The sequence below is a fragment of the Candidatus Kurthia intestinigallinarum genome, from assembly GCF_003991225.1.
Classification (GTDB): Bacteria; Bacillota; Bacilli; order Bacillales_A; family Planococcaceae; genus Kurthia; species Kurthia populi.
The window spans coordinates 1-24,757 of the sequence record NZ_JTFC01000041.1 but is presented as its reverse complement, the minus strand read 5'-3'; the positions used below and the strand labels follow the sequence as shown (position 1 = coordinate 24,757).

At 34.6% G+C, this 24,757-nt stretch carries 23 protein-coding genes; 15 read left to right on the top strand and 8 right to left on the bottom strand.

Annotated features, from left to right (window positions below):
* The first annotated feature begins 112 nt into the window (after positions 1-112).
* Both QI30_RS15785 and QI30_RS15780 read left to right on the top strand, forming a co-directional pair.
* Entirely contained in the window at positions 113-1,732 is a 1,620-nt protein-coding gene (locus tag QI30_RS15785) for a YceG family protein (protein ID WP_126991546.1), read from the top strand.
* Positions 1,733-1,744: 12 nt separating this feature from the next.
* The gene (locus tag QI30_RS15780) at positions 1,745-2,824 is read left to right on the top strand and encodes a toxic anion resistance protein (RefSeq protein WP_126991545.1); all 1,080 of its coding nucleotides are present in this window, start codon (positions 1,745-1,747) and stop codon (positions 2,822-2,824) included.
* A 22-nt stretch (positions 2,825-2,846) separates the two neighbouring features.
* Here the strand turns inward: QI30_RS15780 and QI30_RS15775 are convergent, their stop codons facing one another.
* Entirely contained in the window at positions 2,847-4,334 is a 1,488-nt protein-coding gene (locus QI30_RS15775) for a primase C-terminal domain-containing protein (protein ID WP_126991544.1), read from the bottom strand.
* A gap of 990 nt (positions 4,335-5,324) precedes the next feature.
* On the opposite strand from QI30_RS15775, the gene QI30_RS15770 reads away from it, so the two are divergent.
* The 4 genes from QI30_RS15770 to QI30_RS15755 all read left to right on the top strand — a co-directional run bounded on the left by QI30_RS15770 (position 5,325) and on the right by QI30_RS15755 (position 9,740).
* Positions 5,325-7,139: an XRE family transcriptional regulator gene (locus tag QI30_RS15770; protein ID WP_126991543.1), complete on the top strand. Its 1,815-nt coding sequence runs from the start codon at positions 5,325-5,327 to the stop codon at positions 7,137-7,139.
* 149 nt (positions 7,140-7,288) lie between these two features.
* A complete protein-coding gene (locus QI30_RS15765; protein WP_126991542.1) occupies positions 7,289-8,284 on the top strand; it encodes an LLM class flavin-dependent oxidoreductase in 996 nt (331 codons plus the stop codon).
* 344 nt (positions 8,285-8,628) lie between these two features.
* The gene (locus tag QI30_RS15760; protein WP_126991541.1) at positions 8,629-9,450 is read left to right on the top strand and encodes a ParA family protein; all 822 of its coding nucleotides are present in this window, start codon (positions 8,629-8,631) and stop codon (positions 9,448-9,450) included.
* A 2-nt stretch (positions 9,451-9,452) separates the two neighbouring features.
* Positions 9,453-9,740, top strand: a complete 288-nt coding sequence (locus QI30_RS15755; RefSeq protein ID WP_126991540.1) for a DUF5388 domain-containing protein — start codon at positions 9,453-9,455, stop codon at positions 9,738-9,740.
* Between the two features lie 219 nt (positions 9,741-9,959).
* On the opposite strand, the gene QI30_RS15750 is transcribed toward QI30_RS15755, so the two are convergent.
* Together QI30_RS15750 and QI30_RS15745 are read right to left on the bottom strand one after the other, a co-directional pair.
* Positions 9,960-10,541: a hypothetical protein gene (locus QI30_RS15750; protein ID WP_126991539.1), complete on the bottom strand. Its 582-nt coding sequence runs from the start codon at positions 10,539-10,541 to the stop codon at positions 9,960-9,962.
* Between the two features lie 177 nt (positions 10,542-10,718).
* Positions 10,719-11,126 (bottom strand): VOC family protein, encoded by a 408-nt coding sequence (locus tag QI30_RS15745; protein WP_126991538.1) that lies wholly within the window; start codon positions 11,124-11,126, stop codon positions 10,719-10,721.
* A 76-nt stretch (positions 11,127-11,202) separates the two neighbouring features.
* Here QI30_RS15745 and QI30_RS15740 point away from each other — a divergent pair, with 76 nt between their 5' ends.
* Positions 11,203-11,994, top strand: coding sequence for an NUDIX hydrolase (locus QI30_RS15740; protein WP_158621047.1), 792 nt, complete (start codon positions 11,203-11,205; stop codon positions 11,992-11,994).
* A gap of 121 nt (positions 11,995-12,115) precedes the next feature.
* Here the strand turns inward: QI30_RS15740 and QI30_RS15735 are convergent, their stop codons facing one another.
* Complete coding sequence (locus QI30_RS15735; RefSeq protein ID WP_126991536.1) at positions 12,116-14,380, bottom strand: right-handed parallel beta-helix repeat-containing protein; 2,265 nt, start codon at positions 14,378-14,380, stop codon at positions 12,116-12,118.
* Positions 14,381-14,797: 417 nt separating this feature from the next.
* On the opposite strand from QI30_RS15735, the gene fabG reads away from it, so the two are divergent.
* From fabG to QI30_RS15725, 3 genes are all read left to right on the top strand, one after another.
* Positions 14,798-15,526: a 3-oxoacyl-ACP reductase FabG gene (gene fabG, locus QI30_RS15730; protein WP_126991535.1), complete on the top strand. Its 729-nt coding sequence runs from the start codon at positions 14,798-14,800 to the stop codon at positions 15,524-15,526.
* Positions 15,527-15,714: 188 nt separating this feature from the next.
* The gene (locus QI30_RS20270) at positions 15,715-15,966 is read left to right on the top strand and encodes a hypothetical protein (RefSeq protein ID WP_148113869.1); all 252 of its coding nucleotides are present in this window, start codon (positions 15,715-15,717) and stop codon (positions 15,964-15,966) included.
* A 60-nt stretch (positions 15,967-16,026) separates the two neighbouring features.
* The gene (locus tag QI30_RS15725; protein WP_126991534.1) at positions 16,027-16,215 is read left to right on the top strand and encodes a hypothetical protein; all 189 of its coding nucleotides are present in this window, start codon (positions 16,027-16,029) and stop codon (positions 16,213-16,215) included.
* A 122-nt stretch (positions 16,216-16,337) separates the two neighbouring features.
* On the opposite strand, the gene QI30_RS15720 is transcribed toward QI30_RS15725, so the two are convergent.
* Positions 16,338-16,583 carry a hypothetical protein gene (locus QI30_RS15720; protein WP_126991533.1) on the bottom strand — a complete coding sequence of 82 codons (246 nt, stop codon included), beginning with the start codon at positions 16,581-16,583 and terminating at the stop codon, positions 16,338-16,340.
* A gap of 154 nt (positions 16,584-16,737) precedes the next feature.
* The gene (locus QI30_RS15715) at positions 16,738-17,106 is read right to left on the bottom strand and encodes a VOC family protein (protein WP_370323625.1); all 369 of its coding nucleotides are present in this window, start codon (positions 17,104-17,106) and stop codon (positions 16,738-16,740) included.
* 158 nt (positions 17,107-17,264) lie between these two features.
* Between QI30_RS15715 and QI30_RS15710 the strand changes: the two genes are divergently transcribed.
* The 3 genes from QI30_RS15710 (at position 17,265) to QI30_RS15700 (ending at position 20,697) form a co-directional block, all read left to right on the top strand.
* Complete coding sequence (locus QI30_RS15710; RefSeq protein ID WP_126991532.1) at positions 17,265-19,304, top strand: bifunctional metallophosphatase/5'-nucleotidase; 2,040 nt, start codon at positions 17,265-17,267, stop codon at positions 19,302-19,304.
* Between the two features lie 168 nt (positions 19,305-19,472).
* On the top strand, positions 19,473-19,733 hold the full coding sequence (locus tag QI30_RS15705; protein WP_126991666.1) for a metal-sensitive transcriptional regulator: 261 nt from the start codon (positions 19,473-19,475) through the stop codon (positions 19,731-19,733).
* A 121-nt stretch (positions 19,734-19,854) separates the two neighbouring features.
* On the top strand, positions 19,855-20,697 hold the full coding sequence (locus QI30_RS15700; protein WP_126991531.1) for an alpha/beta fold hydrolase: 843 nt from the start codon (positions 19,855-19,857) through the stop codon (positions 20,695-20,697).
* Positions 20,698-21,000: 303 nt separating this feature from the next.
* Here the strand turns inward: QI30_RS15700 and QI30_RS15695 are convergent, their stop codons facing one another.
* Complete coding sequence (locus tag QI30_RS15695) at positions 21,001-21,672, bottom strand: YczE/YyaS/YitT family protein (RefSeq protein WP_126991530.1); 672 nt, start codon at positions 21,670-21,672, stop codon at positions 21,001-21,003.
* A 117-nt stretch (positions 21,673-21,789) separates the two neighbouring features.
* On the opposite strand from QI30_RS15695, the gene QI30_RS15690 reads away from it, so the two are divergent.
* Positions 21,790-22,677, top strand: a complete 888-nt coding sequence (locus QI30_RS15690) for a LysR family transcriptional regulator (RefSeq protein WP_126991529.1) — start codon at positions 21,790-21,792, stop codon at positions 22,675-22,677.
* A gap of 136 nt (positions 22,678-22,813) precedes the next feature.
* Here QI30_RS15690 and QI30_RS15685 read toward each other — a convergent pair whose 3' ends face one another.
* The gene (locus QI30_RS15685; protein WP_126991528.1) at positions 22,814-23,419 is read right to left on the bottom strand and encodes a hypothetical protein; all 606 of its coding nucleotides are present in this window, start codon (positions 23,417-23,419) and stop codon (positions 22,814-22,816) included.
* A gap of 348 nt (positions 23,420-23,767) precedes the next feature.
* Between QI30_RS15685 and QI30_RS15680 the strand changes: the two genes are divergently transcribed.
* On the top strand, positions 23,768-24,502 hold the full coding sequence (locus QI30_RS15680; protein ID WP_126991527.1) for a glucose 1-dehydrogenase: 735 nt from the start codon (positions 23,768-23,770) through the stop codon (positions 24,500-24,502).
* Positions 24,503-24,757 lie beyond the last annotated feature (255 nt).

The following is a 24,757-nucleotide window of genomic DNA, read 5'->3' as shown; positions in this document are numbered from 1 at the left end:
ATTTGGATTCTATTTCCACTATTCTCATAAAAATGCGGTGTCTACCCAATAAAAAGATTAAAGCTATCCGTATGTGGTACAGTAGAAGAAGCAATAAAGGGGGCCTGAAACAATGAATCAACTAACGATTACACCTCTTCCATGGAAAGACACTGATGACTGGCTTAATTATTTCCTATTAGCTAGCACAGAGCGCCCTCGCTATAGTCTAACCGAGCAAAATCTCACATTTGAGCGCGTTGCTGTACGCGTTCTCGGTGTTCCATTGGACGATGTCGAGTACTTTAACACGTTGTACGAATGGCATACAGCGAGTGATGTCCATGTATTGAGTGAAGAGTTGAATAAACAAATACAAAATGAAGATTTCCAACTCCTTCAAAACATTTTGCAACAACATAAAGAATTACCTAAAGGCTTATCAATTAATCGGCTCGTTGCGATGATGTATGGTGCGAAACTTATCCCACAACACAAAGATCCACAAATGAATCGTCATTTACAGACGACACTGATTCGAGTCATTAAAACATTTCAACAACAGCAAGCACAAGGATTACTATCTAATGATTTTCGTCGCTTCTTAATCGACTTAGTCAAATGGATGAAAAATCACTGGATTGTGTGGATGAAAGATGCTACACCACAAACACCCTTTCCAAAAGTCGTGTGGTATGGTGATACGACGCAAAGCCAGCGATATTTTTTATTATTATTAATGTGGCTTGGCTGTGATGTTTTACTCTTCCATCCAGCCGGAAAAGATGATTTTCAACCACTTGATCCACATAATGAAGAATCAACCGTATATCGTTACGGTGATACAGCTCCTATGCAACCGTTTCCAACGCAAATAAGAGAAGTTCAAGCAACGGTCGGTTATCGTTCTACACAGCAGCTAGAACGTCTTATAGAGGACGAACATGGTGTTTATCGCCCCTGGCAGTATCAAAACTATGAACCACATAATGTCATGTTGCAACATACCTATGATGACATTTTCATTTATGCTAAAGAGCCCGCTATGATGCGCCCAGGCTTTAAAGCACAAAAACCAACTATCTACATTCCCAATATTTTTGCAAAAGTAAACGGGATGTCACGTGATAAGCAGGATTACTGGGAAAAGATGCATGCGCTTGTTGAACTACCTAACACTTTACTTATTCAGCAATTCCCATATGTAAAAGAATCAAAAGCCAATTTCCAATTTCATTACGATAAGAGCCTTGTCGGAGGAAATTTAGATAGTGAGCGAATGATGGGGACAAGTTGGTGGCAATATAAAGAGCTCTCACCTGAAATTCAAGTAGCCATTGCACGTATTATTATTGATTGCTGTGAGAACCCAAGCATTCAAAAAATAAATGGCGAAAAAGAGCGCGACCTTGCCATTACCACATTAAAGCAATTATCGATGGTACCAAAAGAGATTCTACGCTTTATGCAAAGCTTTGATTACGCTCAACAGCTACCTAAAATCGTTGTTTTCTATGATGAATCACTTGGGCATTTAACCCGAGCAGACGCCATATTATTTAGTTTCTTAAACCGTTTTGGCTTTGATATTATTTTCTATACCCCAACCGGTAAACAAGATATTGAAAATTACTTAGAACCATCTATTTATACCATTCACCGACTCGAAGAAATGGTCTTTGATGTCCACTATGAACAACCTACTAAAACACAATCATTTATTCAAAAAATTCGTAAACGTTTTTTTGACTAAGGAGGAAATTATATGTCAGAGTTAATTCCATTACAAAAAGAAGGTCTAACAGAGCAAACAGCTAATGAAACACGTTTAGCACTTCGAAACGATCCAGAGGTAGCATCTATTATCAAAGCAGTTGATTGGCGTGATGCTAACGATATCTTAACTTTAGGTAAAGAGCCGTCTCAGGAGCTATCACGTTTTACAGATAAAATTCTACATTCTATGACATTATCAAAACTAGATGATTCAAGTGATTTACTAAAACAACTTGAAAAAGTCATGAACAAATTTGATAAAGATGAGATTTTGAAAGAGCCTAGCTTCTTTGGTAAACTATTTAATCGCGCTAAGAAAAGCATTGATTCTTTATTTGCTAAATACACATCACTTGGTAGTGAAATTGATAAAATTCATCAGCAATTTATGATTATTGAAGATGAATTAAAGAAAAACAACGTCGATTTAGAAGGCCTTTATCAAGAAGATATTCAATACTACTTAAATCTTGAAAAATATGCTGTTGCAGCTGAAATGAAGCTAGAAGAACTACGTCAACAAGATATTCCTAAACTTGAAACACAAGTAGCTGCTGGTAATCAAATGGCACGTATTCAACTAGAAAATCTTCGTACAGCCGAAGAAATTCTAGACCGTAAAGTTGACGACTTAGAAAAAGCACGTATGGTTGCTGTTATTGCAGCTCCTCAAATTAAAACCATTCAACGTGGTAATAATGATTTAATCGCTAAAATTAATAGCGCCTTTGTAACAACGATTCCAATCTTTAAAATGGGCATCATTAATGCTGTCAATGCCAAACGTCAAAAGCTTCATGCAGATTCAATTAACGCCTTTGAAGATCGAGCTAATGAAATGCTCCGTGAAACAACAAAAGACATTATGAATCAAAGTGTAGATATTGCACGCAGAACCGGTACATCAAGCATTAAAATGGATACCATTGAAGATATGTGGGATACCATTACTAAAGGTATTGATGAATACAAACAGGTAAAAGATGAACAAGTTATCCAACGTCAACAAGACCGTAAACGTCTAGAAGAAATTCGCAATGAAGCAAAAGATGTATTTAGTGGTCAATAAATAATTCTTTTAAGCACAGTGATTATGTAATTGCTGTGCTTTTTCTATGCCTAGATATAGATATGTAATGGCATTGTGGACCATTTATTAAATTCATTTTTAGTTGCTGTAATTCTTCAATAAATGATGTGCGTGCTAAAGAAACATCGCATGCTTCTACGGCATGGATGTATGTTGTTAAAAAAGCTAGGTATTGTTTTTTAGTATGTTTTTTCTTGCTTAAATAGAGTGATACCATTTCAGCATTAAAAAGAGTGCGTGTTGTAAAACCAGTCATCGCATTACGGCCTTTACCAAAAGTACGCGTTAACACAATGTTAGAATGCTTTAGAAGCTTGTTTAAAGTACTTTTAGGGATTCCTAGAGTTTTACATAGCTCTCGCTGAGTTGTCCATAAAAATCCATCTTGATGTGGTTGAGCTTCGATATATGTGATTAGATCTTGCTCCCATTCACTTAAATGGCTACGCGTACGAGCTGCACGTTCTTTTTTATGCTTATACCAGCCTTTATAGTTTACATACGGTTTTACGTTTGTATACGCTTCTGTTAATTGCTCAATATAAAAACGCTCAGGACCTTGGTAACGCCCACTATAGGCAGATTTCATAATGGCATGAAATTCACGTGCAGACAATGGTTTGAGAAGCTGTGCATTAAATGAGCCTAATGTGCACATTGCATCTGAAAATGAGATTTGATCAGCATAGCATGCTAGCGCCAGTGTGAATAATGTATTATTACGTCCTAAAATTCCTTTTCCACCATGAATATCAGGTGTTTGTAGCAGCGCTTTAAACCACTCTTGTTGTGTTAAGGATTGGCGTTGTGAGTTGTTTGACACGAAAAATGAGATTGTGTCATCCTCTTGCTGTTGCGACCAATTGATTAATTGAGAAATATCATATGTATGTGTCAAATCTACCCACAGCACATTTTTTTTTGTAGGCATGCGGAAAAAACCAAAATCATTGCAAAAGATATCTGCACCTACACAAGTAAGACTTTTCTTGAGTTGTGCAGCTATTTTTTTAGCCACAGCTAATCCAACCCCTCCTTTTTTCAAATGAAGCGGCTTACTTAAAATAAAATAAAGTTGATAGCCTCTTGTCGATTCTAGTAACAGTGTCGGTGTACCAATACTATCGTCCAAGCAAGCAAGTAAAATTTCTTGAGGAGAATAATTTTTTGTATCAATATCGATTACAAATGTATTCACTTGTAAAAGGTTTTGTTCTTCGAAGCCCTTTACATATTCTTTATAGCGATTCGTATAGCGATATTGTAAATAAGGATTCGGCGTAAAATGTGAGTAGTTATTTACACGTGAACATAATTGTTTTTTCGATGTAATAATATCGCCTTGTACTCCGTAAGCTGTTTGCAAATGTTCCTTTTGTTTAACGGCAAAAATACCGCCTTGTCGATTTGGTGTTTTTTCCATATTTTGTGCTGTTCGTAAGCTATCATGAAAGAGTGTATTAATAAAATCTTCAAAATGAAATTGCATAGGTATCCTCCTCTCGCTATTGTTAAATTATTATAAGCGAAAAAAAAGGTTACTTTTTACACTATCTCATTTTTTGAAACCGTGATAAACGCTGTCATATCAAGTGTTACAGCGTTTTTTGAACAGTGATTCAGTTGTCAAAGTGTGCAACATACTACCGCAAAAATGAGATTTTGAGATTTTTAGTTTATATAAAAAATGCCGATTTGAGTTGTCAATAAAAGATTTTATACATATAACAAAAAATTTATTGGGTAGATGCAACCGCTTAAAATGATTTATTGGGTAGATGCAACCGCTAATTTTAATGGAATAAAAGACCATTTTTTATTGTTTTACAATAAAAAACAGCAAAAATAGCTTAATTTATTGGGTAGATGCAACTCAAAAAAAATTTTATAGGGTGTATCCACTTTTTGTGAAAAAAAAGTGAGAGCAAAATAGCACATAAAAGGCATCTTTTTTATAAAAATAGTTGATTTTTTTGATTTATTGGGTAGATGCAACACTTAAAATGAGATTGCATGTAAAAAATGAGATTATAGAAAAACATTGATAAATCGGTATGTTCAAGAATTGTCAGAATATTTTATTGGGTAGATGCAACACTTAAAATGAGATTTTCAGCGCTTTATTGGGTAGATACAACCGCTATTTATTAAGCAGATAGAGCAAAAACATAAAATTTAATAAGAAAAAGAGTTTATTGGGCACAATATGCACGATAATGATATTTAATAGAATGCTTATATAGCAGGCTTTCTTTAGCAATTAATTAAATTTATTGGGTAGATGAGGTATAAAAATGAGATTATGTAGATAAACAAGGAGAAGTATTGGGCACATCTTGCAATAAGAGTGGTTAATCGATATTTTATGTGCCCGATAATTTATTGGGCACATATTACATAAAAATGAGATTATAAGATTTTACAATGGAGTTTTGATATACTTTTAATAAATATGAGAATAAAGGAGGCTGTATCCCCTATGGATTATTCAGCGATGCTTGATAATGTATATTTAACGAAGGATTTACAACCACTCGCAATTTGTGAAGCGGTACAGCCGTTATATATTGACGAATTTGAGCATGTAGCAGAATGGACAACTGATGTGATGATGATGCAACAAGAAGATGATTATAAGCCATCAAAAAGTTTTCAAAAACTTTTAAATTTTGTGCAGCTCATCATGCTCGATAATCGGGCATTTCGAAAAATTGATTTGCGTGAAAAACTAGCGGATGATACTCAACGTCATTTATTAGACCAAGTTATGCGCCCAGTTTTAGAAGAGGGTATTAAGCCAAAACCCGTTAAAAAGAAAAAGACTACGCCACCCAAAAAAGAACCAAAAGTAAAAAAACAAGAACTTGATAATGTCAAACAGCCCTCCCCTTCTAAGCCCTTTGATGATTTTATAATTGTTGAGCATAAGCCAGAGGAGCAGTTATCACTTGATATGCCAGATATTGGAACTGAACAAATTGTATCGGCAATAAAAGATCAGGAATATTTAATTACAAACTCTAGCCATAGTTATCAAGCTTTGCGTGATTTAGTAACAAAAAAAGATTTTGAGGAAAATGAAGATGGAGATTTACAAAAGGAAATTGTTGTAGATGGTGTGAAGCAAGGGACTGCGGAAATTCGTACAGATGAAGAAATCCAGCGATTACCAGCGGATACATTAGAAAAACAACGTATTTGGTTTTCACTCTTAGAATCAACGAATTCCGCTTTAGATGAACTATCTGCTGACTTATTTGATTTAATTGCATTTTCTTGGATGAAACAGCCTAAAAATGATTATGGCTATATTCATTTTGACAGTGACCAGGCATTACGATTAAAATTTGAAGACCCTTATGAAAAGTCATTCCGTGTACGAGAAAAAGAGCGGTTTGATATTATGCAGCGTGTTGCGACACTTGCATCTGTTTGGATTGCGATGGATAATGATGATTTCATTGTTATCAACCCAGAAACAGAAGATATTGACCGCCAAAATTATGAATTTGCAGATTTCCATCCATTATTCCAAATAGGCTCAATTGAGATGGCATATGACAAAAAAACAAAAAAAGCAAAAGGGATTTATTCAGTGACCATTAAACCCTCACCTTTAATCGACCGATTGTTAATTCATAATGACCAAGCATTTGCCTATTTAGATTATAAGGTATTTCAATACAATTATTATAAACATCGTCAGCATAAGCGGTTAGTGCGCTTTCTAAATTCGGAATGGAAAAACCAACGTAATTCAGAGGCATCAACCTTCCGTGTAGGACATCTAATTGAAATTATGGATTTTGGGAAAAATAGTGTACACGGGGCACGTTTGCGTGAGCGTGTAGAAAGAGTGCTAGATGATTTACTAAATGATGAAGTGATTAAATCTTGGAAGTATACAGAGCCATTTGAAGAAGTTGAAACGGCAAAACGATTATGGTATTTACATGTGTGGGAAAAACTAGATATTTCTATCACGCCCCCAGATCAACTTGTTGTAGAAAACAAACGTATTGCAGAATTGAAATTAGCTTCTAAAGTAATTGATGTTCCGCATGAGCCCGTTGAAGAAGTCGAAGAATTATCTTTAATGGAGAAAGTAGCATTTATTATTGAAGAACGAAGTATTACGATTAAGGTGGCAGCAGCAGAGGCGAATGTTTCCTACAGTACATTACATCGGTATTTAAAAAATCCACCGAAAAAGATTTCAATAAAAAATAGGAAGCCATTAGAAGCTTATTGTGAAAAATGGTTCTCACTTGTACAAATGAATCATAATAGTTAATAAGTAAAAATGTTTACAAGTAAACTCCGTTCGTTTGAACGGAGTTTCTTCTATAATATAGAGTTTTAAATGTAGGCAAATTTATAGGAAAATGAAATAAGAATTGCTAGTATAGAGATATCTTGTGAAAGTAGAAAGAAGGTCATAATATGAAATTAAGCATACTAGATCAAATCCCTATTGCTAAGGGAATGACGGCACAACAGGCGCTACATAATAGTGTAGCTTTAGCGAAGCATGCAGATGACCTAGGCTATGAGCGTTTCTGGTTGGCAGAACATCATAACACACGTACATTAGCAAGTAGCGCACCAGAAATTACCGCAACATATATTGCAGCACAAACAAATCGTATTCATGTAGGAACTGGTGGCATCATGATGATGCATTATTCTGCACTGAAGATTGCGGAGCAGTTTAATACGTTAAGTGCTTTTGCGCCAGGGAGAGTTGACTTAGGTTTAGGTCGTGCTCCGGGCGGAGACTATGCAGCAACGTATGCTTTGGCACAAGGGAAGCGACCTTTTGTAGATGAACAATATAATAAATTAATGGCTATCCAGCAATTGATGGCAGGAGAAAGAGCCGATGATCAAGCATATACAAATGTAATAACAACACCAGCTAAAGTTCCATTAGCTAGTATGTGGTTACTAGGCTCTACTGGACAAAGTGCAGCAAAAGCTGCAGATTACGGTGTAGGTTATTCATTTGCACAATTTTTTAATGGGCAAGCAACAAAGGAGATTTTTGATTTATACCGCGAACGATTTATTCCATCTGATTTTATGAAAGAGCCTCAAATTATTGTTAGTTATGCGGCAACAGTAGCTGATACAAAAGAGGAAGCAGAATACCGTGCGAAATCAATTGATATCTCTAGACTACAGTTGATGCGTGGTGAACCGCAACAAGCACTTACGCCAGAAGAAGCTCAAAATTATCCATTGTCTGAAATGGACTTAGCCACAATTGAACAAAACCGTAAATTACATTTAGTAGGTACTAAAGAACAAGTAGCTGAACAATTGCTAGCAGACCAACACTTATATGGTTTTGATGAAGCTATGATTAATTCAAATCAATCTACTTTTGAACATCGATTAGAAAGTTATCGTTTATTAGCGGAAGCACTTATTGATTAAAAGCTGAAATAAAAAAGAGGCTGGGACATATGTATACAAACAACCGTTCATATGAGCATAAGAAAAACCGGAATTGCGCGGTGGCGCGGTTCCGGTTTTTCGTTGCGAACGCTAAAAAAGGAACATGACGTGTTTTGTCCCAGCCTCTTTTTTAGAGTAAGTTAAGTTGCATAAGGCATGCTTCATTTTATGCGGGAGAAAAAAGATTAGTAGAAACAGTTTAAATGAATGTTCCACGTGAAACATTCATTTAAATATGTAATCATGTAAACATTTTTACTATTTTATTTATTTACTATTTTCATGTATAATAAATAACAACTATAGTATAAGGAGGGTTTTTAGTGACAAGAATTATTACGTTTGCAAACTTTAAAGGCGGTACAGGAAAAACAACAAATGCTGTCCTTTTCGCATATACACTTGCAAAACAAGGTTATAAAGTGTTAGTTGTTGATAAAGATCCACAAGCAAATGCGACAACATTTTTATTAAAAACGTATATGACTGAACGTGAGGAAACACCAGTTATTTCAAATTATATGTTAGATGGTGTAAAAGCTGGCGATTTAGCTACAACAATTTTTACGATTCACGATAATCTAGATTTAATTCCCAATACGCCAACATTCCATTTATACCCCAAATTCTTACAAAAGAAATTTCCGGGTATGACAGACCAGGCTGAGCGTGAACGAATTTTCTACTTCCGTGAATTATTAAAATCAATTCAAGACGAGTATGATTTTATTTTAATTGATGTTCCGCCGACTATTTCAGATATTACAGATGCAGCTCTTGCAGCAACTGATTATGTCGTATTGGTTTTACAAACGCAGGAAGCATCATTAGATGGTGCAGAAGTATTTATTAATTATTTACAAGATCTACTAGATGAAGATAAAGCACAATTAGAGATTGTTGGTATTTTACCGGTAATTTTAAAAGCAGATTCGCGTGTAGAACAAGCAACGATGCAAAATGCAATTGCTATTTTTGGTGAAGAAAATCTTTTTGAGCACCGTGTGAAAACAATGGAGCGTATTAAACGTTTTAACTCAGTAGGGATTACAAATGATGATATGCATGATCACCGTGTACATAATTTGTATGATGAAATTGTCGATGAGTTTATTAAACGTATTGTGGAAATTGAGGAGGATTAATGATGGCAAAAAAATCATTATTACGTCATGATCGAGCATTACCTGATCATTTAAAATATAATAAGGATGAAGTAAGTGAAGAAATTAAAAGTGTAAAATCTGTTCAACATAAAGCAGCGATGCTACGTGTTGATGAAGAGACGAAAAATCGCATTTCAAATTTAGTGAAAGTATGTGAATTTAAAAGTGCGAATGAATTAGTAAATGATATGATTGATTCATATATGAAGTCATTAGATGATGAACAGCGTCAAGATGTAGAAGTAATGAATCGTATTTTAAATAAGTAAAAATGTTTACAAATATACATGTGTAATTATATTAATGGATAGTTAGAATGAATTAATAACTAATTACGCCAAAGTTAGTTAATTAGAGAATAACTTTGGCATACATAAAAACCCGTTCAAAAAGTTAATGGCTTTTTGAACGGGTTTTATAATGTAAAAATGTAAACATTTTTACGTGTTTATTTTTAAAGTACGAATAGTAGCTAATTAATAATACCTCTAAATTTTCCCACAAGAAACGCAACGACGATCTGGATCATCTTCTCCATAAATACGGAGTTCTTTTACGACACCACAGCTTTCACATTGTCCCATTGAAATTTGTGGAAGAATACCCTGGCGTGCTAAAGGCAGCCATTCGGTCATATACATCTCGTAGGTCATGCCATAGTCAATTAACATAAGTTTGCCTTCTTTATTTAATGCGTAATTACTACTATCAAAAATATCATAACAATCCATTTCATCTTTTAAAAGATGAATGGCTTGTTTTAATGAATCTGTTACACGTGGGTCTGTTTCAAAATCGATTGCATAATTTCCAAGGTCAGCTGGAACAGGACGATAATAAGGCTGGACACATATTTGTTCATCCATGTGTAAAACAGGTGCAACATTGGCATGTAAGTTTTCTTTATATAAATGTTCATACATTTTTTGTTCTAGATAGCTTTGTTTCTTTCCAAGCGGATGTAAAAATGTTTTAACGACAAACTGGTCAAAGCGATCCACTTTACGTGTAGATCCTAAGCCAATAAATTTTCCTACGGTTTTGGGGGTTACGTGTAATAGTTGAATCATAGCTAACCAGCTCCTTCAATTATTTTATAATTAAATCTATTATATAACAGAATACAAAAAAATCAAGTAGTTATAGAACAAAAATAAGTGTAAAATGAGAATATTTCAGTTTTAGGTAGTTAAAACAATAGAAAAAGAGCTACACAGTGTGTGCAACTCTGATATATAACAGATTGTTTATTCGTAGCTGAATTGCCATTCTATATCGTATTTATCTCGTATTGACCCATAAAGAGGACTAAAGAAAGTTTCTTGCAAATCCATTAAAATGTCACCCTCTTTAGAGAGATTAGTAAATGCTTGACGCATAAATTCTTTATCATTTGAAATAATGGCCAATGTAATATTATTACCAATTGAGGCAGGTGCGTCGCTAAATGTACCAGAGAACATAATTTTTTCTCCAGCCACTGTTACATACCCATGCATTACTCGATTTTTAGCATCCATCGGTATTGGATGCTCAGGGTTTTCAGGTGCCTCGCCAAATGTCATAATAGATGTATCGTTACTTTGGAAAGCATTGGCGTAAAAAGTGATAGCTTCTGTTGCCTCGCCATTAAAAATTAAATAAGGTGTAATCAATGGAATTTCCTCCTTAAAGATAAGATGGTATTGTTATTCCCTTTTGACAAAAAAATACTCTATGAAGGTGATAAAAATGGATACAACAAATATGACGGAACAGCAATTCATTGAATGGTATCAAGCGAATGAAAAAGGAAAATATGAAACACCTAGCATGACAACCGATATGATTATTTTTACGAATCAACATGAGAAACTTCAACTATTACTAATTCAAAGAAAGCAACATCCTTTTAAGCAAAGTTGGGCATTTCCAGGGGGCTTTGTTGATATGGACGAAGATTTAGATACTGCAGCTCTGCGTGAGTTGCAAGAAGAAACTGGACTTCAACAAATTTATGCAACACAGTTATATACATGGTCAGATGTAAATCGTGATCCTCGGATGCGCGTAATTAGCGCATCTTATTTAGCACTTGTAAATCGAGAGGCGTTATTGGCTGCAAAAGCAGCTGATGATGCAGCTGACGTAGCTCTTTTTACGATTGAACTTCCTGTTGTGAAAAAATATGTAGGAACACAGCGTATAATGTTACGCTTAAGTCATCCACAGAAAGGAACGTTGTCAGCTGAGCTGGATATTACGTATACACAAGTTGGAAAGCAATTACATGAAAAAATAAATATTGTTGAACAACAAAATATTGCATTTGATCATGCTAAAGCAATTGTCTATGCAATTTTACGTATGCGAGAAAGAGCACAAACTTCACCATTAGCACTTGAATTGTTACCAGAAACATTTTCGTTTGAACAACTCAAACAAGCATATGGGGCAATTATGAATGAGCAATTAGCTAAATCAACTATCTTACAGTACGTTGAAAAGATAAATAAGGATATGTATCAATTTAAACAAGTTTAAATGTTTACAAATTTACTTGTTGATGAAATATTCTTATAAGAACCAATAAATAAAACCCCGTATGCTAACGTTATTTGCTAGCGTACGGGGTTTTTGTTTATTTGTAAACAAGTTTATTAATTTACGAACTGCGTTTGCGATACATCATATAGCCATTTAATGAAACTGTAGAGTTATCAAAAAGTGTAGCCCCACGTTCATTTGCACGTTTTGGCGCTATCTCACATTCTGTTAATACAGCTTCACTATCACCTTCTAAATAAAATTCATCTTTTTCGTGTTGTTTGAATGTGCTATCTGTAAAGGTAATTTGACTAGATTTTCCACGCACACCATAATCGGCTCCACCAGCAATAAAGCATTTCTTTCCAATAAGTGTACTTTGATCAATTGTGATTGTCGGATGGAGATGGTCTGTACAAGTTACCATATTAAAGGTAGCGTTCACTTTATTTGTTAATGCTAAAGCGGTTCCACCATTATTAAAATGAATTTGTTGTAATTGTAAAGTAGAACGAGTTGCATCAAATTGTATTGCAAGGTTTTGCGAGAATAAGACATCTAATAAATTAAATGAGCTACTTATTGCACAAATACCATGTTGTTTATTTTTGGATATTTGACTATCATTTAATGTTACTGTAGCACCCTTTGTATAAATTCCACTACCATTATTGATGAAATTTACATGCTCTAGTGAGAGTGTGCAATATTCACTAGCTAAACCATATTGATTAGCGCCACTAAATTTTCCTTGAGTTAATAATAAATGACCGTTTTCAAGACAACGAATACCATCTAATTTTTGGTTTTCACATTCGATATTATTAATAGTTAGTTTGCTATTATTTGCATAAATTCCATAAGTACCATCATATAATGTAAGATTTTTGAAAATAGCTTCACTATTAAGTAGATCGATATTAATATCCATATTATTATGGAATGTTAGATTTTCAGCCGTTCCACTACTGCGGTCGTTAATCTGCAATGCAATGGCATTTGAATTTGAGATTTGAAGTATATCAATTTTAAATTGAGTTTGTGCTAAGAAGATAGCTGGAAAGTTAGATGGATGCCCCATCACGATAATATTTTGTAATCGTATTGCACTATTATTTACATTGATTGCATTTCCTCCACAACGATCGAAACGACAATGTGTAATGTCAATATCACACTTAGCTGCCAATGTAATATGATTTTTAGCCGCAATGATAAAGGCACAATCGTTAATTGTACCAGTAACTTGCTCAGCTAATAAAATGGCACTAGCTAGCTCAGATTGGAATTCACATGCTGTTAGTTTGCAATTTCCACCAACAGCTTCTAGTTGAACGCCCCGATGTGTCATAAAATGTGTAGTGCTAATAGAAAGCTCGGATTGTGTAGCAAAAATGGCACGGTGGCTACCACGATAAATAGCTGTATTATCGATATGTAACTGGCAATGATTTAATTGAATTTGAGCTTTTTCCTTTCCTTTATGCTCCATAATTTTACACTCAGTTAAATAAATCGCGCTATTTTGGCCTAAGATGGCATGATGTTCACCATATGTTAATTCCATATGTTTTGCGCGGAATGTAGAATTTTGTGATGCAGTGATTTGTGTATCTGTTGTTTCTGTAAAAAGTGTTGCAGAAACAGATGCTTGACTATCGATTAATATAAGATGCTGTTTCGCTTTTTGAAATTGACTATTCGTTAAAATCATTGATGATTGAGCAAGTTCAATTTGCGTCCCCATTGTATGTTCAGAGAAGTAACTTGTAGAAATATTGAGTGTTGTTTTTTTCGTTGCAACAATTGCTTGCACAGCTTGTTGAAAGCGACTATGAGTACTTGTTAATTGACTTTCTTCCATATAAAGATGTGTTTTTAATTGATTTTTAAAGAGTGTGTGATCAATTGTTAATTGGCATTCTTTCGCAAATATTGCGTAATATTTACCGTTAAATTGACATTTTGATAAATTGATTGTTGATTGAGCCACTGCTAAGAAAGCTTTGTTCGCTTCCTTAGCTGAGCTTTCAAAATAACAATCTGTCAAATTAATTGTTGAGTTTTGAGCTAAAATTGTATGCTCCGTATAGTTGCCTGCAAAACAACAATTTTCAAAATGTACAGTGGCTTCCTTCATTTCTAAAACATTTTCGAAATGTAAATTTTGGACTGTCGCCTTTACATTAGGTGCTACAACAAGATCACCTATAATACATACAGCACCATGTCCATGAATGGTTACAGGTTTACGTAGGACTAGCACTTCATCATAGATGCCTGCAGAAACTTCTAAACAATCGTTATCTTCTGCATGTTCTAAAGCCTCTAATAAAGACTGATAAGCCCCTTCTTTATAACGTGAAACGTATAATGTTGCCATCGAAACTCCTCCTTTTGTTTATTATACAAAATATTTACATGAAGTGATAATGCATTTCTTATAATCATTATATACATATAACAAACTACATAGAAAAGATATACCATATGTAGATCGGTTTATTTTTTATACATGTCTATAATAATCGGCTGCCTCTATAGTAACTTCCCGATTTAAGCTAGTATTTTTTAATTTTTTCAAAAAAATTCAATAATTTGAAAAGAAAACATATTAAATTTCAAAAATTTGCTATAATTTACATATGATTTAGTAAAAATAGCAGACTAATTATTTACTATTTTTCCTAAATTACTTTTCTAATCTGGGACAATTTGAATTTTAAGATTAGAAAAAGCCAGCAATGTCACAGGGGTGTGACGGATTTTGCTGAGCGAATTTATATGAGGAGGGTTTTATATGCGTTTAGAAAACAAAGTAGCCATTATTACGGGTGCTGCAAATGGTATTGGGGAAGCAGCAGCGAAAAAATTTGTGGCTGAAGGAGCAAAAGTCGTAGTGGCGGATTTTGCTGATCATGGCGAAGAAGTGGCGAAAAATCTTGGGGATTCAGCTCGCTTTTTCAAACTAAATGTGACAGATAAAAAGAGCGTAGCAGAAATGGTGCAATTTGCAGTAGATCAATTCGGGACAGTTGATATTCTTGTAAATAATGCCGGCATTACGCGTGATGCAATGTTACACAAAATGACAGATGAACAATTTGATCAAGTAATGAATGTGAATGTTAAGGGTGCATTTAATTGTACACAAGCTGTATATCCAATTTTAAAAGAGAAGCAATATGGTCGAATCATTTCGACATCTTCAGTAAGTGGCATTTATGGTAACATTGGTCAAACAAACTATGCGGCTTCAAAAGCGGCAATTGTTGGAATGACGAAGTCTTGGGCAAAAGAATTTGGCCGTAATGGTGTAACAGCAAATGCCGTAGCACCAGGTTTTATTAAAACAGCAATGGTTGCTGCAATGCCTGAAAAAGTAATTGAAAAGATGGAAGCGACTATCCCATTACAAAAGCTTGGTGAACCAGAAGATATTGCTAATGCGTATGCTTTTTTAGCTTCTGATGAAGCAAAATATATTACAGGGCATGTCTTACATGTAGATGGCGCGATAATGATGTAAGCTATATAAGTGGAGAGTAACGATAATTCGTTACTCTTTTTTTATTCTGAAAATACATCATATATACAGGCATTTTAGATTAAAAAAGAAGAGAATGGGTATAGTCTACCAAAAGACATATATAGCTAGATGACGTTGGATGCGCTTATCATTTCAAATTGTTGATTTAATGAAAGGCGGGAAAATAAATGAAGGCAGTCATGAAAAGAATCGAACGAGATGCTATTGTGTTAGAAATGGACGGACAAGAATATAAATTAATAATGGGTAGAGACATGACACAGTATGTACATGTCATAATGAATGAAGGTTTCTATATTGAACCGGTACATTCTGACAAGCAACGAGAATTACTTATGATCTCTGATAATCCAGATGCAGACATGATGCTAAATAAAGTAATCTCTAATTCTTCAAAATTACCAGATGTTTATCAGTAAGGTAAGGCGCATAAAGCGATAGCTACAAATGTCTCAATATAAATGAAAGAGGCGGTGAGTATGAATAGCCAAGCGATGACGTGTTCAAAATGTAATCGAATTTTGAGTTTACAAGATCGTATTGAAATAGATCATGGTACGTTTACAGCGCTACATCACCCAACTTATGTTTACACATGCCCACATTGTGGACATATTGAAGCGAGCCATGATGACTTTGAAGAGAATGAACACTCTATTTCGTCATAAAGCCCAAAGGAATCGTGCACTTGTTACGATTCCTTTTTTACGGTTAATATGTTTACAAGTAATTTTTTTTACAAATAAACAAAAAATCCATTCTTTGTAACAAACAAAGAGTGGATTCCTTTTTAACGATAATAATTTAATAAAGACTGTGCAAAAATAAGTGCAATCGCGATGACAAAAGCTGTTAATAATATATAGCTTGTACGCCATAATAATCGTTGTTGTTGTTCATGCGCTTCTAATAAAGCATTTTCTTCCTCTTCTGTTAATCCATCAACGATGACTTCAGATTTTTCGTTAAAGAGATAGGAGAATAAAGCTATCATTAAAAATGCGGTAATAAATGCGATAATACCTAAAAGATACATGGCCGCACACCTCCATACGTATATCATCGGTTATAAAAAAATGGTTTTTAGTAATGTACTTTAATTTCTTACAAGTTGGTAAAGTATCATGAATTGTACGAAGTTTCTTTTTGTATGAAAGTAAAAATGTTTACAAATATACAAAAGGTCAACGTTAGGCTTGTTTAACAGCAAAGTAATGATTTTCTGGATCAGCAAAATTAAACACACGATATCCAGGCATATCGACAATTTCACCTACTGTAACATTTGCTGCTACTAATCGAGCATGGAGCTTCTCTAAATCGGATGTTGCAAATAATAATGAAGGTGTTGTCATATCGATTTCTGGAGACATTTTCATTATTTGTTCGCGATTATGTAAAATGATGGTTGTTTCCGCATTTGCATGTGGTGAAAGTTCAATCATATACATATCACCATTCATTACTTCATTTTTAACAACAAAATCAAAATGCTTTACCCAAAAATCACGAATTTCTTTTTGATTTTCTACATATAGCATAAGTTGTGCAAGTTGCATACGTATACCCCCTTCAAAATAGTTAAATATTTGGTTCATATGACATTAAATTTAAATAAATTTCATATTAATAAACTTAAAATAACTATATTTTAGACTATCTTCTATTATATACTATAAACAAGTAAGACTATTTTGACAATTTTAGGAGGGTTTTGATGAAAAAGAAACAATTGACGGCAATTGCACTGAGCACGGCGATGTTCACGTCAGCGATTGCGATGGCGCCAGGAGTTACAAATGCGAAAACAACATACAAAATTGTTAATGGAAAATTAGTAGATGTTAAAACGAAAAAAGTAGTTAAAGGGTATAAAACGTACAACGGTAAGTTATATAAAGACGGCAAGTTATTTAAAGGAATTTACAAAAATACTTATTATAATAAAGGAAAGAAAGCTTCGTATTGGTATAACGATGTGTATTACCATCAAGGAAAGCCATATACGGGATACTCAGGGCAGCAAAAATTACGCTTTAAAGACGGTCTACCATTAACAGGGGAATACAATAAAATTCTTTTTGAAGATGGCAAGCGATTTAATGGGTGGAAAGATAGCAAGTATTATTTAAAGGGGCATTTAGCAAATGGCAATGTCACGATTAATGGTAAAACCTATAAATTCAAAGATGGTGTTAAACAGGATTTTTCGTTAACGATTATGCATACAAATGATACGCATGCGCACTTAGATAGTGTGGCAAAGCGTGTAACAGCAATTAATGAAATTCGTAAAGATAATCCAAGCAATGTGTTATTAGATGCAGGTGATGTATTTAGTGGAACGCTGTACTTCAATGAATTCAAAGGACAAGCGGACTTAGAATTTATGAATATGATGGGCTACGATGCAGCGACTTTTGGAAATCATGAATTTGATTTAGGGTCATCTGCTGAAGGACACCAAGCATTAGTAGACTTTATCAAAGACGCCAACTTCCCGTTTGTTAGTGCAAATGTCGATTTTTCAAAAGATGATAAATTCAAAGGCTTATTCTCTGACTTGGTAAGTTCGAATCCAGAAAAAGGTCAAATTTATACAGGTATTATTAAAGAAGTTGACGGGCAAAAAGTGGGTATCTTTGGCCTGACAACAGCGGAAACAAAAGATATTTCAAGCCCTGGTTCAATAGAATTTAACAATTATATTGCAGAAGCGCAAAAAGCGGTAAAAGCATTTAAAGGACAAAATGTCGATAAAATTATTGCCTTAACACATATTGGTTACGATGATAGCCCGGTATATGACAATGACCAAATTTTAGCGAAAACAGTTAAAGGAATTGATGTCATTGTAGGTGGTCATACCCATACGAAATTAGATCAGGTTGTTACCGTTGATACAGATAATGATAATAATGAAAAAGCACCAACTGTTATTGTTCAAACAGGTCAATATGGTGAAAATTTAGGGAATTTAAGTGTGACATTTGATAAAAAAGGTGAAGTTACTGCTTCTGAACAGCATTTAGTAAATGTTGCAGAAAAAGCAGAAAATCCAGCCGCTGCGGAAAAATTAAAACAGTATAAGGATCGTATTGCTGAAATTAGTAATGAAGAAACGGGCGTAGTGGCTGAAGAAGAATTAACGAATCCACGTGCATCCGCTACATCTACAGAAAGTGTTCGCGCAAATGAAACGGCACTTGGCGATTACATTACAGATGGCATGCTAGCAAAGGCAAAAACATTAAACAATAAAGTCGTATTAGCACTTCAAAATGGTGGGGGAATTCGTTCGTCGATTAACGCAGGTCCGATTACAGTCGGTGAAGTGATTGCTGTACTACCATTTGGTAATACGCTAGCGACGGTTGATATTTCAGGAGCAGATTTACGTGCAGCGTTAGAGCATGGTGTAAAAGACTCGCCAAAAGAAAGTGGTGGATTCTTACACATTGCAGGTGGTAAATACACATTTGATTCATCTAAACCAGTTGGCTCACGTATCGTATCATTCCAAATTAAACAGGGGGATGATTATGTAGATGTCAAGGATGATCAAACCTATACAATTGCAACAAACGCCTTTACTGCTAAAGGTGGAGATGGCTTTGCAACATTTGAAAAAGCGTATGCCGATGGTCGAGTACAAGATCTAGGTTTATCTGATTGGGAGAACTTTGAGGAACAATTAAAATCATTAAAAACTGTCAATAATAAAACAGAAGGACGTATTATTGACGTTGCAAAATAAAAAATAAAAAAATGTCTGTTCAATTTGAGCAGGCATTTTTTTATGGAAATTAGCCGTGCTACGGACATTAATTTTACTAAGCTATATATGAATAGTAGAGCAATAATAGTTGACTTATACGGATGGGGGTATTATGATAAGGGCATTAATGAACAAGGTGGTGGTTCGATGCAATACGATGCAAAAGCTATGAATCGTTTAAAACGTATCGAAGGTCAATTGCGTGGTGTTCTTCGAATGATGGAAGAAGGCAAAGATTGTAAGGAAGTCATTACACAACTGAGTGCAATTCGTTCAGGTGTTGATCGTACAATTGGCGTTATTGTAACAGATAATTTATTAGAATGTATTCGTGAGAACGAAGGCGATGATGATAAAATGAATGAGGTCGTGCAAGAAGCAATTACGCTTGTCGTAAAAAGTCGATAAAGAAAAGCGTTTTCGAAGAGTTTTCTTTGGAAATGCTTTTTTTTGTGGGAAAATTTGTCTTAATAAATAATAAAAGGGTATAGTTTAATTGGTAAAAAATACAATTTTAGGAGGGCTTATAATGGGGCTGCCAACAGTAGCATTAGAGAATGGGGAAATAATTGCATATCGTCATCGCCCAGGAACAGGGGACAAAACAATTGTACTGATTCATGGTAATATGACATCGTCACTTCATTGGGATACGGTAATGGAAGCGCTAGATGAAAAGTATACGATTTACGCTGTAGATTTAAGAGGTTTTGGGGAATCCTCTTATAGTAGAGAGATTGAGCGCATTGAGGATTTTAGTCATGATGTGGAAGAATGGATGGCTAAGTTAGATTTACGTAATGTAACATTGGTCGGCTGGTCAACAGGTGGTGCAGTAGCGATGGATATGTGCATAGATGATACAGAGCATCGTATCGAAAAATGCATTCTTGTGGCATCAGCATCAACGAGAGGGTATCCATTTTTCTTACAGGCGCAGCAGCGTATAGCAGAAACTAAAGAAGAAATTATTCATGATCCATTTGTGACAGTGCCTGTTGAGACCATGCAACGTATGAAAAACTATGCAGGTATCCAAGCAGTATGGGAGCAATTAATTTATACGCATTATAAACCAGATCACGATCACTACGGAAAGTATTTACGCGATATTTGTACACAGCAAAATTTAGGTGATGTGTATTATGCACTACACACATTTGATATCACAGATGAAATCGATGAAATTCAAGTGCCTATGTTAATAATTTATGGGGATAGAGATTATGTTGTATCAGAAAAAATGACCCAGGAGATTATTACAGATTTTGGAGGTAAAGCAAAAGTTTTAAAAATTAAAGATTGTGGTCATTCGCCGATGGTTGACCAATTAAACATTTTAACAACAGCAATTCAAAAATTTATAAATTAAATACGAAATTTATTAGGAAACTGTAATAGATGTATGGTATGGTATTAAGGTACAGATTCTGTATAAATCGCTTACGCTTCTCTCACCCAATGAGAGAAGTTTTTTAATACATAAAAATATAAAGAAAAAGCCCGCCATCTGGGGAGTGACGGGCTTTTTCTTTATTTAGGGAGAATATAACATGGGTAAGAAGTTTATATTCTTACTAATCATTATATTCCCACACTACATAATTTGAAACGTAAATATTCAGATAATAAGCACGATTTACTTTTTGTTTACATGTAAATGTGTTTATTTTTTTTACGGTTTATACTTTGAATGCATCATCCATTTAACAAGTGGTTGTTGCCAAGAGCGAATAAAAACACCTAAAATTTTCCCTATAAATAATGCCGCAATAATTGTACCGATACCGATAGAACCTAGTTGATGAACAGTTAGTAGGCAGACGATTCCTGCGATAATGACATTTAAAAGGTCACTTGTTACTTTAGCTTTACTAAATGTCATATTGAAATGGTCGCTGATGACATAGGTTAAAGCATCGTAAGGCATCATTGGTAAGCGAGCAGATAAGTATCCAAGTAAGCCAAATGATACGACAAATAAACTAGCCATTAAATAAACGACGCGCAGTAGCATTGTTTCAGGCATTGGCAAAAAGGCTTGAACGAGCCAAAGAGTAAAATCAGCAAAGGAGCCAAAAAATAATGTAATAATAAATTGTGCTAAATAGGAGCGAAATTTCCATTCACGTGTAATGATAATTTGAATAATAATAAATAAGACGTTGGCGATAATAGTAGTTAGCCCAACAGAAATTCCTGTTGCTAATGTAAAGGCATAAGCAAGTGAGGATACAGGCGAGACACCAAGTCCTGCATAAATGGAAAGGCTGATGCCAAGTGTTAAGATAAACAGCCCGCTTAAATAAACGGTTACCTGTTTAATTGTTCGATCATAATGTTTCAAAAAAAAGCCTCCTGTTTTAAACTGTCACTCATAGTTAGTATAAACTGTAAATATTAATATGAAAAATATATAATTTAGTCATAAAACATATAAAAAATATATAATGAGGTGAGAAAAATGGATTTAAAACAGTTGCATTATTTCACGGAAATTGTGAAGCATGGGAATATTTCGAAAGCAGCAGAGGCCTTGCATATGGCACAGCCACCCCTAAGTCAGGCATTAAAGAAATTAGAGCTAGAACTTGAAACGACATTAATTGAGCGTTACCGTACAAAATGGTCCATAACAGAAACAGGGCAGTATGTATTTGAACAGGCAGAGGCATTAAAATCACGTATGGGAATTATGCGTCGAACAGTAAAAGAGATTGAATTGGGCGAAGCGGGTACATTATCAATCGGACTTTCGACTGCATGTGCGCAGCTTTGTGTAGGTTCATTAAAAAAATTCAAACAGCAATATCCAAATGTATTTTTAAATATTCAACAGGGTAGCTCACATCAAATGGAAGAAAAACTTCGTGAAAATGATATTGAGTGCGCGATGATGTTAAAGCCCTTGTATGATCATGATTATGAAATGCGCACTTTGTCGCGAGAGATTTTTGTGGCGTTATTCCCAGAAAATTGGTCGCTCTTAGAAAATCATGTGAGCTTAGCTGAGTTACATACGATGCCATTGATTGTTTTAGGGCGTATGGAAGGTTATTCGATGTATGAAAATGTTTTAAATGCTTTTTATGAAAAAGGCTTAAAACCAAATATTGAAATTGAATGTCATGATATCGGTCTTGTACAATCTCTTGTGAAAAAAGAAATGGGGATTGGTGTTGTGCCACTGATGGGGGTGCAGCAAACTCCAGGAATTCAAATTGTACCAACTGATGACCTACATCTTATTTTTGAACCGGTTGTACTCCACCGTAAAGAAAGAGAATTATCACCAAAAGCACAGCACTTTTTAACGATTTTATTAGAGGATTTAGTAGAAGGGGAACAATAAAAAAGAGGCTTTGACATACATGTAAAATAACTGCTCACATGAGCATAAGAAAAACCGGAATCGCGCTGTGGCGCGGTTCCGGTTTTTCGTTGTGAAGACTAAAAAAGGAATATGACGTGTTTTGTCTCAGCATTTTCTAGGTCATTGAATTAATAATAACCTGCGCCTGTTCAATTGTTGCTAGACCCTGAGAAAATCTTTTAGAGGCGTTAGGTAGCGCATGAATTGTTTTTGTTTCGGTAATGGTTTCAAACTGAGTAGTAGCATCAATATATTGTCTGAGGCCTTTTTTATAAAGTAGTAAATAATTTGTTTGCTGTGAGGATAAATTTTCATTTTCGATTAATGAATTAATAGAGTGAATACGTTCCTTTAATAACGTAGATAATTCATTTGTGGCGATTTGTAGTGAATGAAAGTCTTTTGTTTTTGCGAGTTGTCGCAAATCATCAATTTGCACAGTAAGTGAATCACCGAAACGCTCAGCATATGTGAGTTTTGCTAAAAATTGTTCATCAGTTAATGTTTGTGACAATGGTGTAGTAGAGCATTGTTGAAGCTCAACAGATAGCTTGGCCCCTTGTATAAACGCGACACCTAATAAAGAAATTAGTAATCCTACTATAAAACCGGTTATTAATTTTCGCTTTTGTTGTTTTTGTACGTAACGAACGCCGAAAATTGTGACGACAATAAATATAGCACCCAGTAGTAATGTATTTTCGAGTGTTTGACTCATCACATATCTACCCACCTTCTTTTTAAAGGAATATATGATTAACCATTACCGCTATAACATGGCACGAAACGATGCCAATATGTTCTTTCTTTACTGTTTAAAGGGTGATTAGAAGGGAGTAGAAAATTACTGATTAATGAGTTAAATGGTCCTTTTAATAGAAGCTAATCACTTGACTTATAATGTGCTTTTAGATAAGTGTAAATTTTCTTTACTGTTAAACATTCCTAATTAATACAAGTATTCTTTAGTGTTAAAATAAATAAGTGCTTTTCGTTGACATGGGATTATAAAAGATGGTAACTTACAGGTGTAGGCAATATCTACACATATATAAGGAGGCTATTTAACATGGCACGTTTAGAAGGTAAAGTAGCAATTATTACAGGCGCAGCACAAGGTATGGGTGCGGCTCACGCAAAATTATTCATTGAAGAAGGCGCAAAAGTAGTTTTAACAGACTTGAACGAAGAAAAAGGTCAACAAACTGCCGCTGAACTTGGCGACAATGCAATTTTCGTGAAACAAAATGTTACAAGCGAAGAAGACTGGAAATCAGTTGTAGATAAAGCAGTAGAAGCATTCGGTAAAGTAGATGTTTTAGTAAATAATGCCGGTATCACAATGGCAAAATCAATTTTAGATATGACACTTTCAGATTATCGTAAAATTGTTGAAATCAACCAAGTATCTGTATTCTTAGGTATTAAAGCAGTAGCACCAGCTATGATCGAGGGTGGCAAAGGCTCTATCGTTAATATTTCATCTATGAACGGCTTAGTAGGTGGCGCTGTCGGTTATACAGATACAAAATTCGCTGTACGTGGTATTACAAAAGCAGCAGCTCTTGAATTATCTCGTAAAGGTATCCGTGTAAACTCTGTACACCCAGGTGTTATTGCAACACCAATGGTTGTTCAAGAAGATACAAAAGCAGCAGTAGAAGAATTTTCTAAACATATTCCAATTGGCCGTGTAGCAGAGCCTTCAGAAGTTTCAAACTTAGTATTATACTTAGCTTCTGATGAATCTAGCTACTCAACTGGTTCAGAATTTGTTATTGATGGCGGTTTAACTGCTCAATAATCTAATATAGGGAAAAGGAGGCTGGGACAAAACCCTAGCTAAAGAAAGGACTTCGGCAAATGAAGATGCCGAAGTCCTTTTTATCTGTAATTTTTTTGTTTTTGTATAGAATAAAAAGAGCCCCTTTTGATAAAATTAAGTTACCACACCAAACCAACCAAAAGGAGACTCTTTATGTATAAAAATTATAACATGAATCAACTCATATTACCGCTAGATTTAGAAGTGAAATTACAAAAAAATGATATTGCCTTT

What these genes read in the sequence shown, in the direction of transcription:
- QI30_RS15690 (WP_126991529.1), top strand. Translation starts at nt 21,790, where the DNA reads ATGGATTTAAAACAGTTGCATTATTTCACGGAAATTGTGAAGCATGGG.
- QI30_RS15785 (WP_126991546.1), top strand. Translation starts at nt 113, where the DNA reads ATGAATCAACTAACGATTACACCTCTTCCATGGAAAGACACTGATGAC.
- fabG (WP_126991535.1), top strand. Translation starts at nt 14,798, where the DNA reads ATGCGTTTAGAAAACAAAGTAGCCATTATTACGGGTGCTGCAAATGGT.
- QI30_RS15735 (WP_126991536.1), bottom strand. Translation starts at nt 14,380, where the DNA reads ATGGCAACATTATACGTTTCACGTTATAAAGAAGGGGCTTATCAGTCT.
- QI30_RS15770 (WP_126991543.1), top strand. Translation starts at nt 5,325, where the DNA reads ATGGATTATTCAGCGATGCTTGATAATGTATATTTAACGAAGGATTTA.
- QI30_RS15740 (WP_158621047.1), top strand. Translation starts at nt 11,203, where the DNA reads ATGGATACAACAAATATGACGGAACAGCAATTCATTGAATGGTATCAA.
- QI30_RS15720 (WP_126991533.1), bottom strand. Translation starts at nt 16,583, where the DNA reads ATGTATCTTTTAGGTATTATCGCATTTATTACCGCATTTTTAATGATA.
- QI30_RS15765 (WP_126991542.1), top strand. Translation starts at nt 7,289, where the DNA reads ATGAAATTAAGCATACTAGATCAAATCCCTATTGCTAAGGGAATGACG.
- QI30_RS15700 (WP_126991531.1), top strand. Translation starts at nt 19,855, where the DNA reads ATGGGGCTGCCAACAGTAGCATTAGAGAATGGGGAAATAATTGCATAT.
- QI30_RS15755 (WP_126991540.1), top strand. Translation starts at nt 9,453, where the DNA reads ATGGCAAAAAAATCATTATTACGTCATGATCGAGCATTACCTGATCAT.
- QI30_RS15780 (WP_126991545.1), top strand. Translation starts at nt 1,745, where the DNA reads ATGTCAGAGTTAATTCCATTACAAAAAGAAGGTCTAACAGAGCAAACA.
- QI30_RS15705 (WP_126991666.1), top strand. Translation starts at nt 19,473, where the DNA reads ATGCAATACGATGCAAAAGCTATGAATCGTTTAAAACGTATCGAAGGT.
- QI30_RS15725 (WP_126991534.1), top strand. Translation starts at nt 16,027, where the DNA reads ATGAATAGCCAAGCGATGACGTGTTCAAAATGTAATCGAATTTTGAGT.
- QI30_RS15775 (WP_126991544.1), bottom strand. Translation starts at nt 4,334, where the DNA reads ATGCAATTTCATTTTGAAGATTTTATTAATACACTCTTTCATGATAGC.
- QI30_RS15715 (WP_370323625.1), bottom strand. Translation starts at nt 17,106, where the DNA reads ATGCAACTTGCACAACTTATGCTATATGTAGAAAATCAAAAAGAAATT.
- QI30_RS20270 (WP_148113869.1), top strand. Translation starts at nt 15,715, where the DNA reads ATGAAGGCAGTCATGAAAAGAATCGAACGAGATGCTATTGTGTTAGAA.
- QI30_RS15750 (WP_126991539.1), bottom strand. Translation starts at nt 10,541, where the DNA reads ATGATTCAACTATTACACGTAACCCCCAAAACCGTAGGAAAATTTATT.
- QI30_RS15680 (WP_126991527.1), top strand. Translation starts at nt 23,768, where the DNA reads ATGGCACGTTTAGAAGGTAAAGTAGCAATTATTACAGGCGCAGCACAA.
- QI30_RS15710 (WP_126991532.1), top strand. Translation starts at nt 17,265, where the DNA reads ATGAAAAAGAAACAATTGACGGCAATTGCACTGAGCACGGCGATGTTC.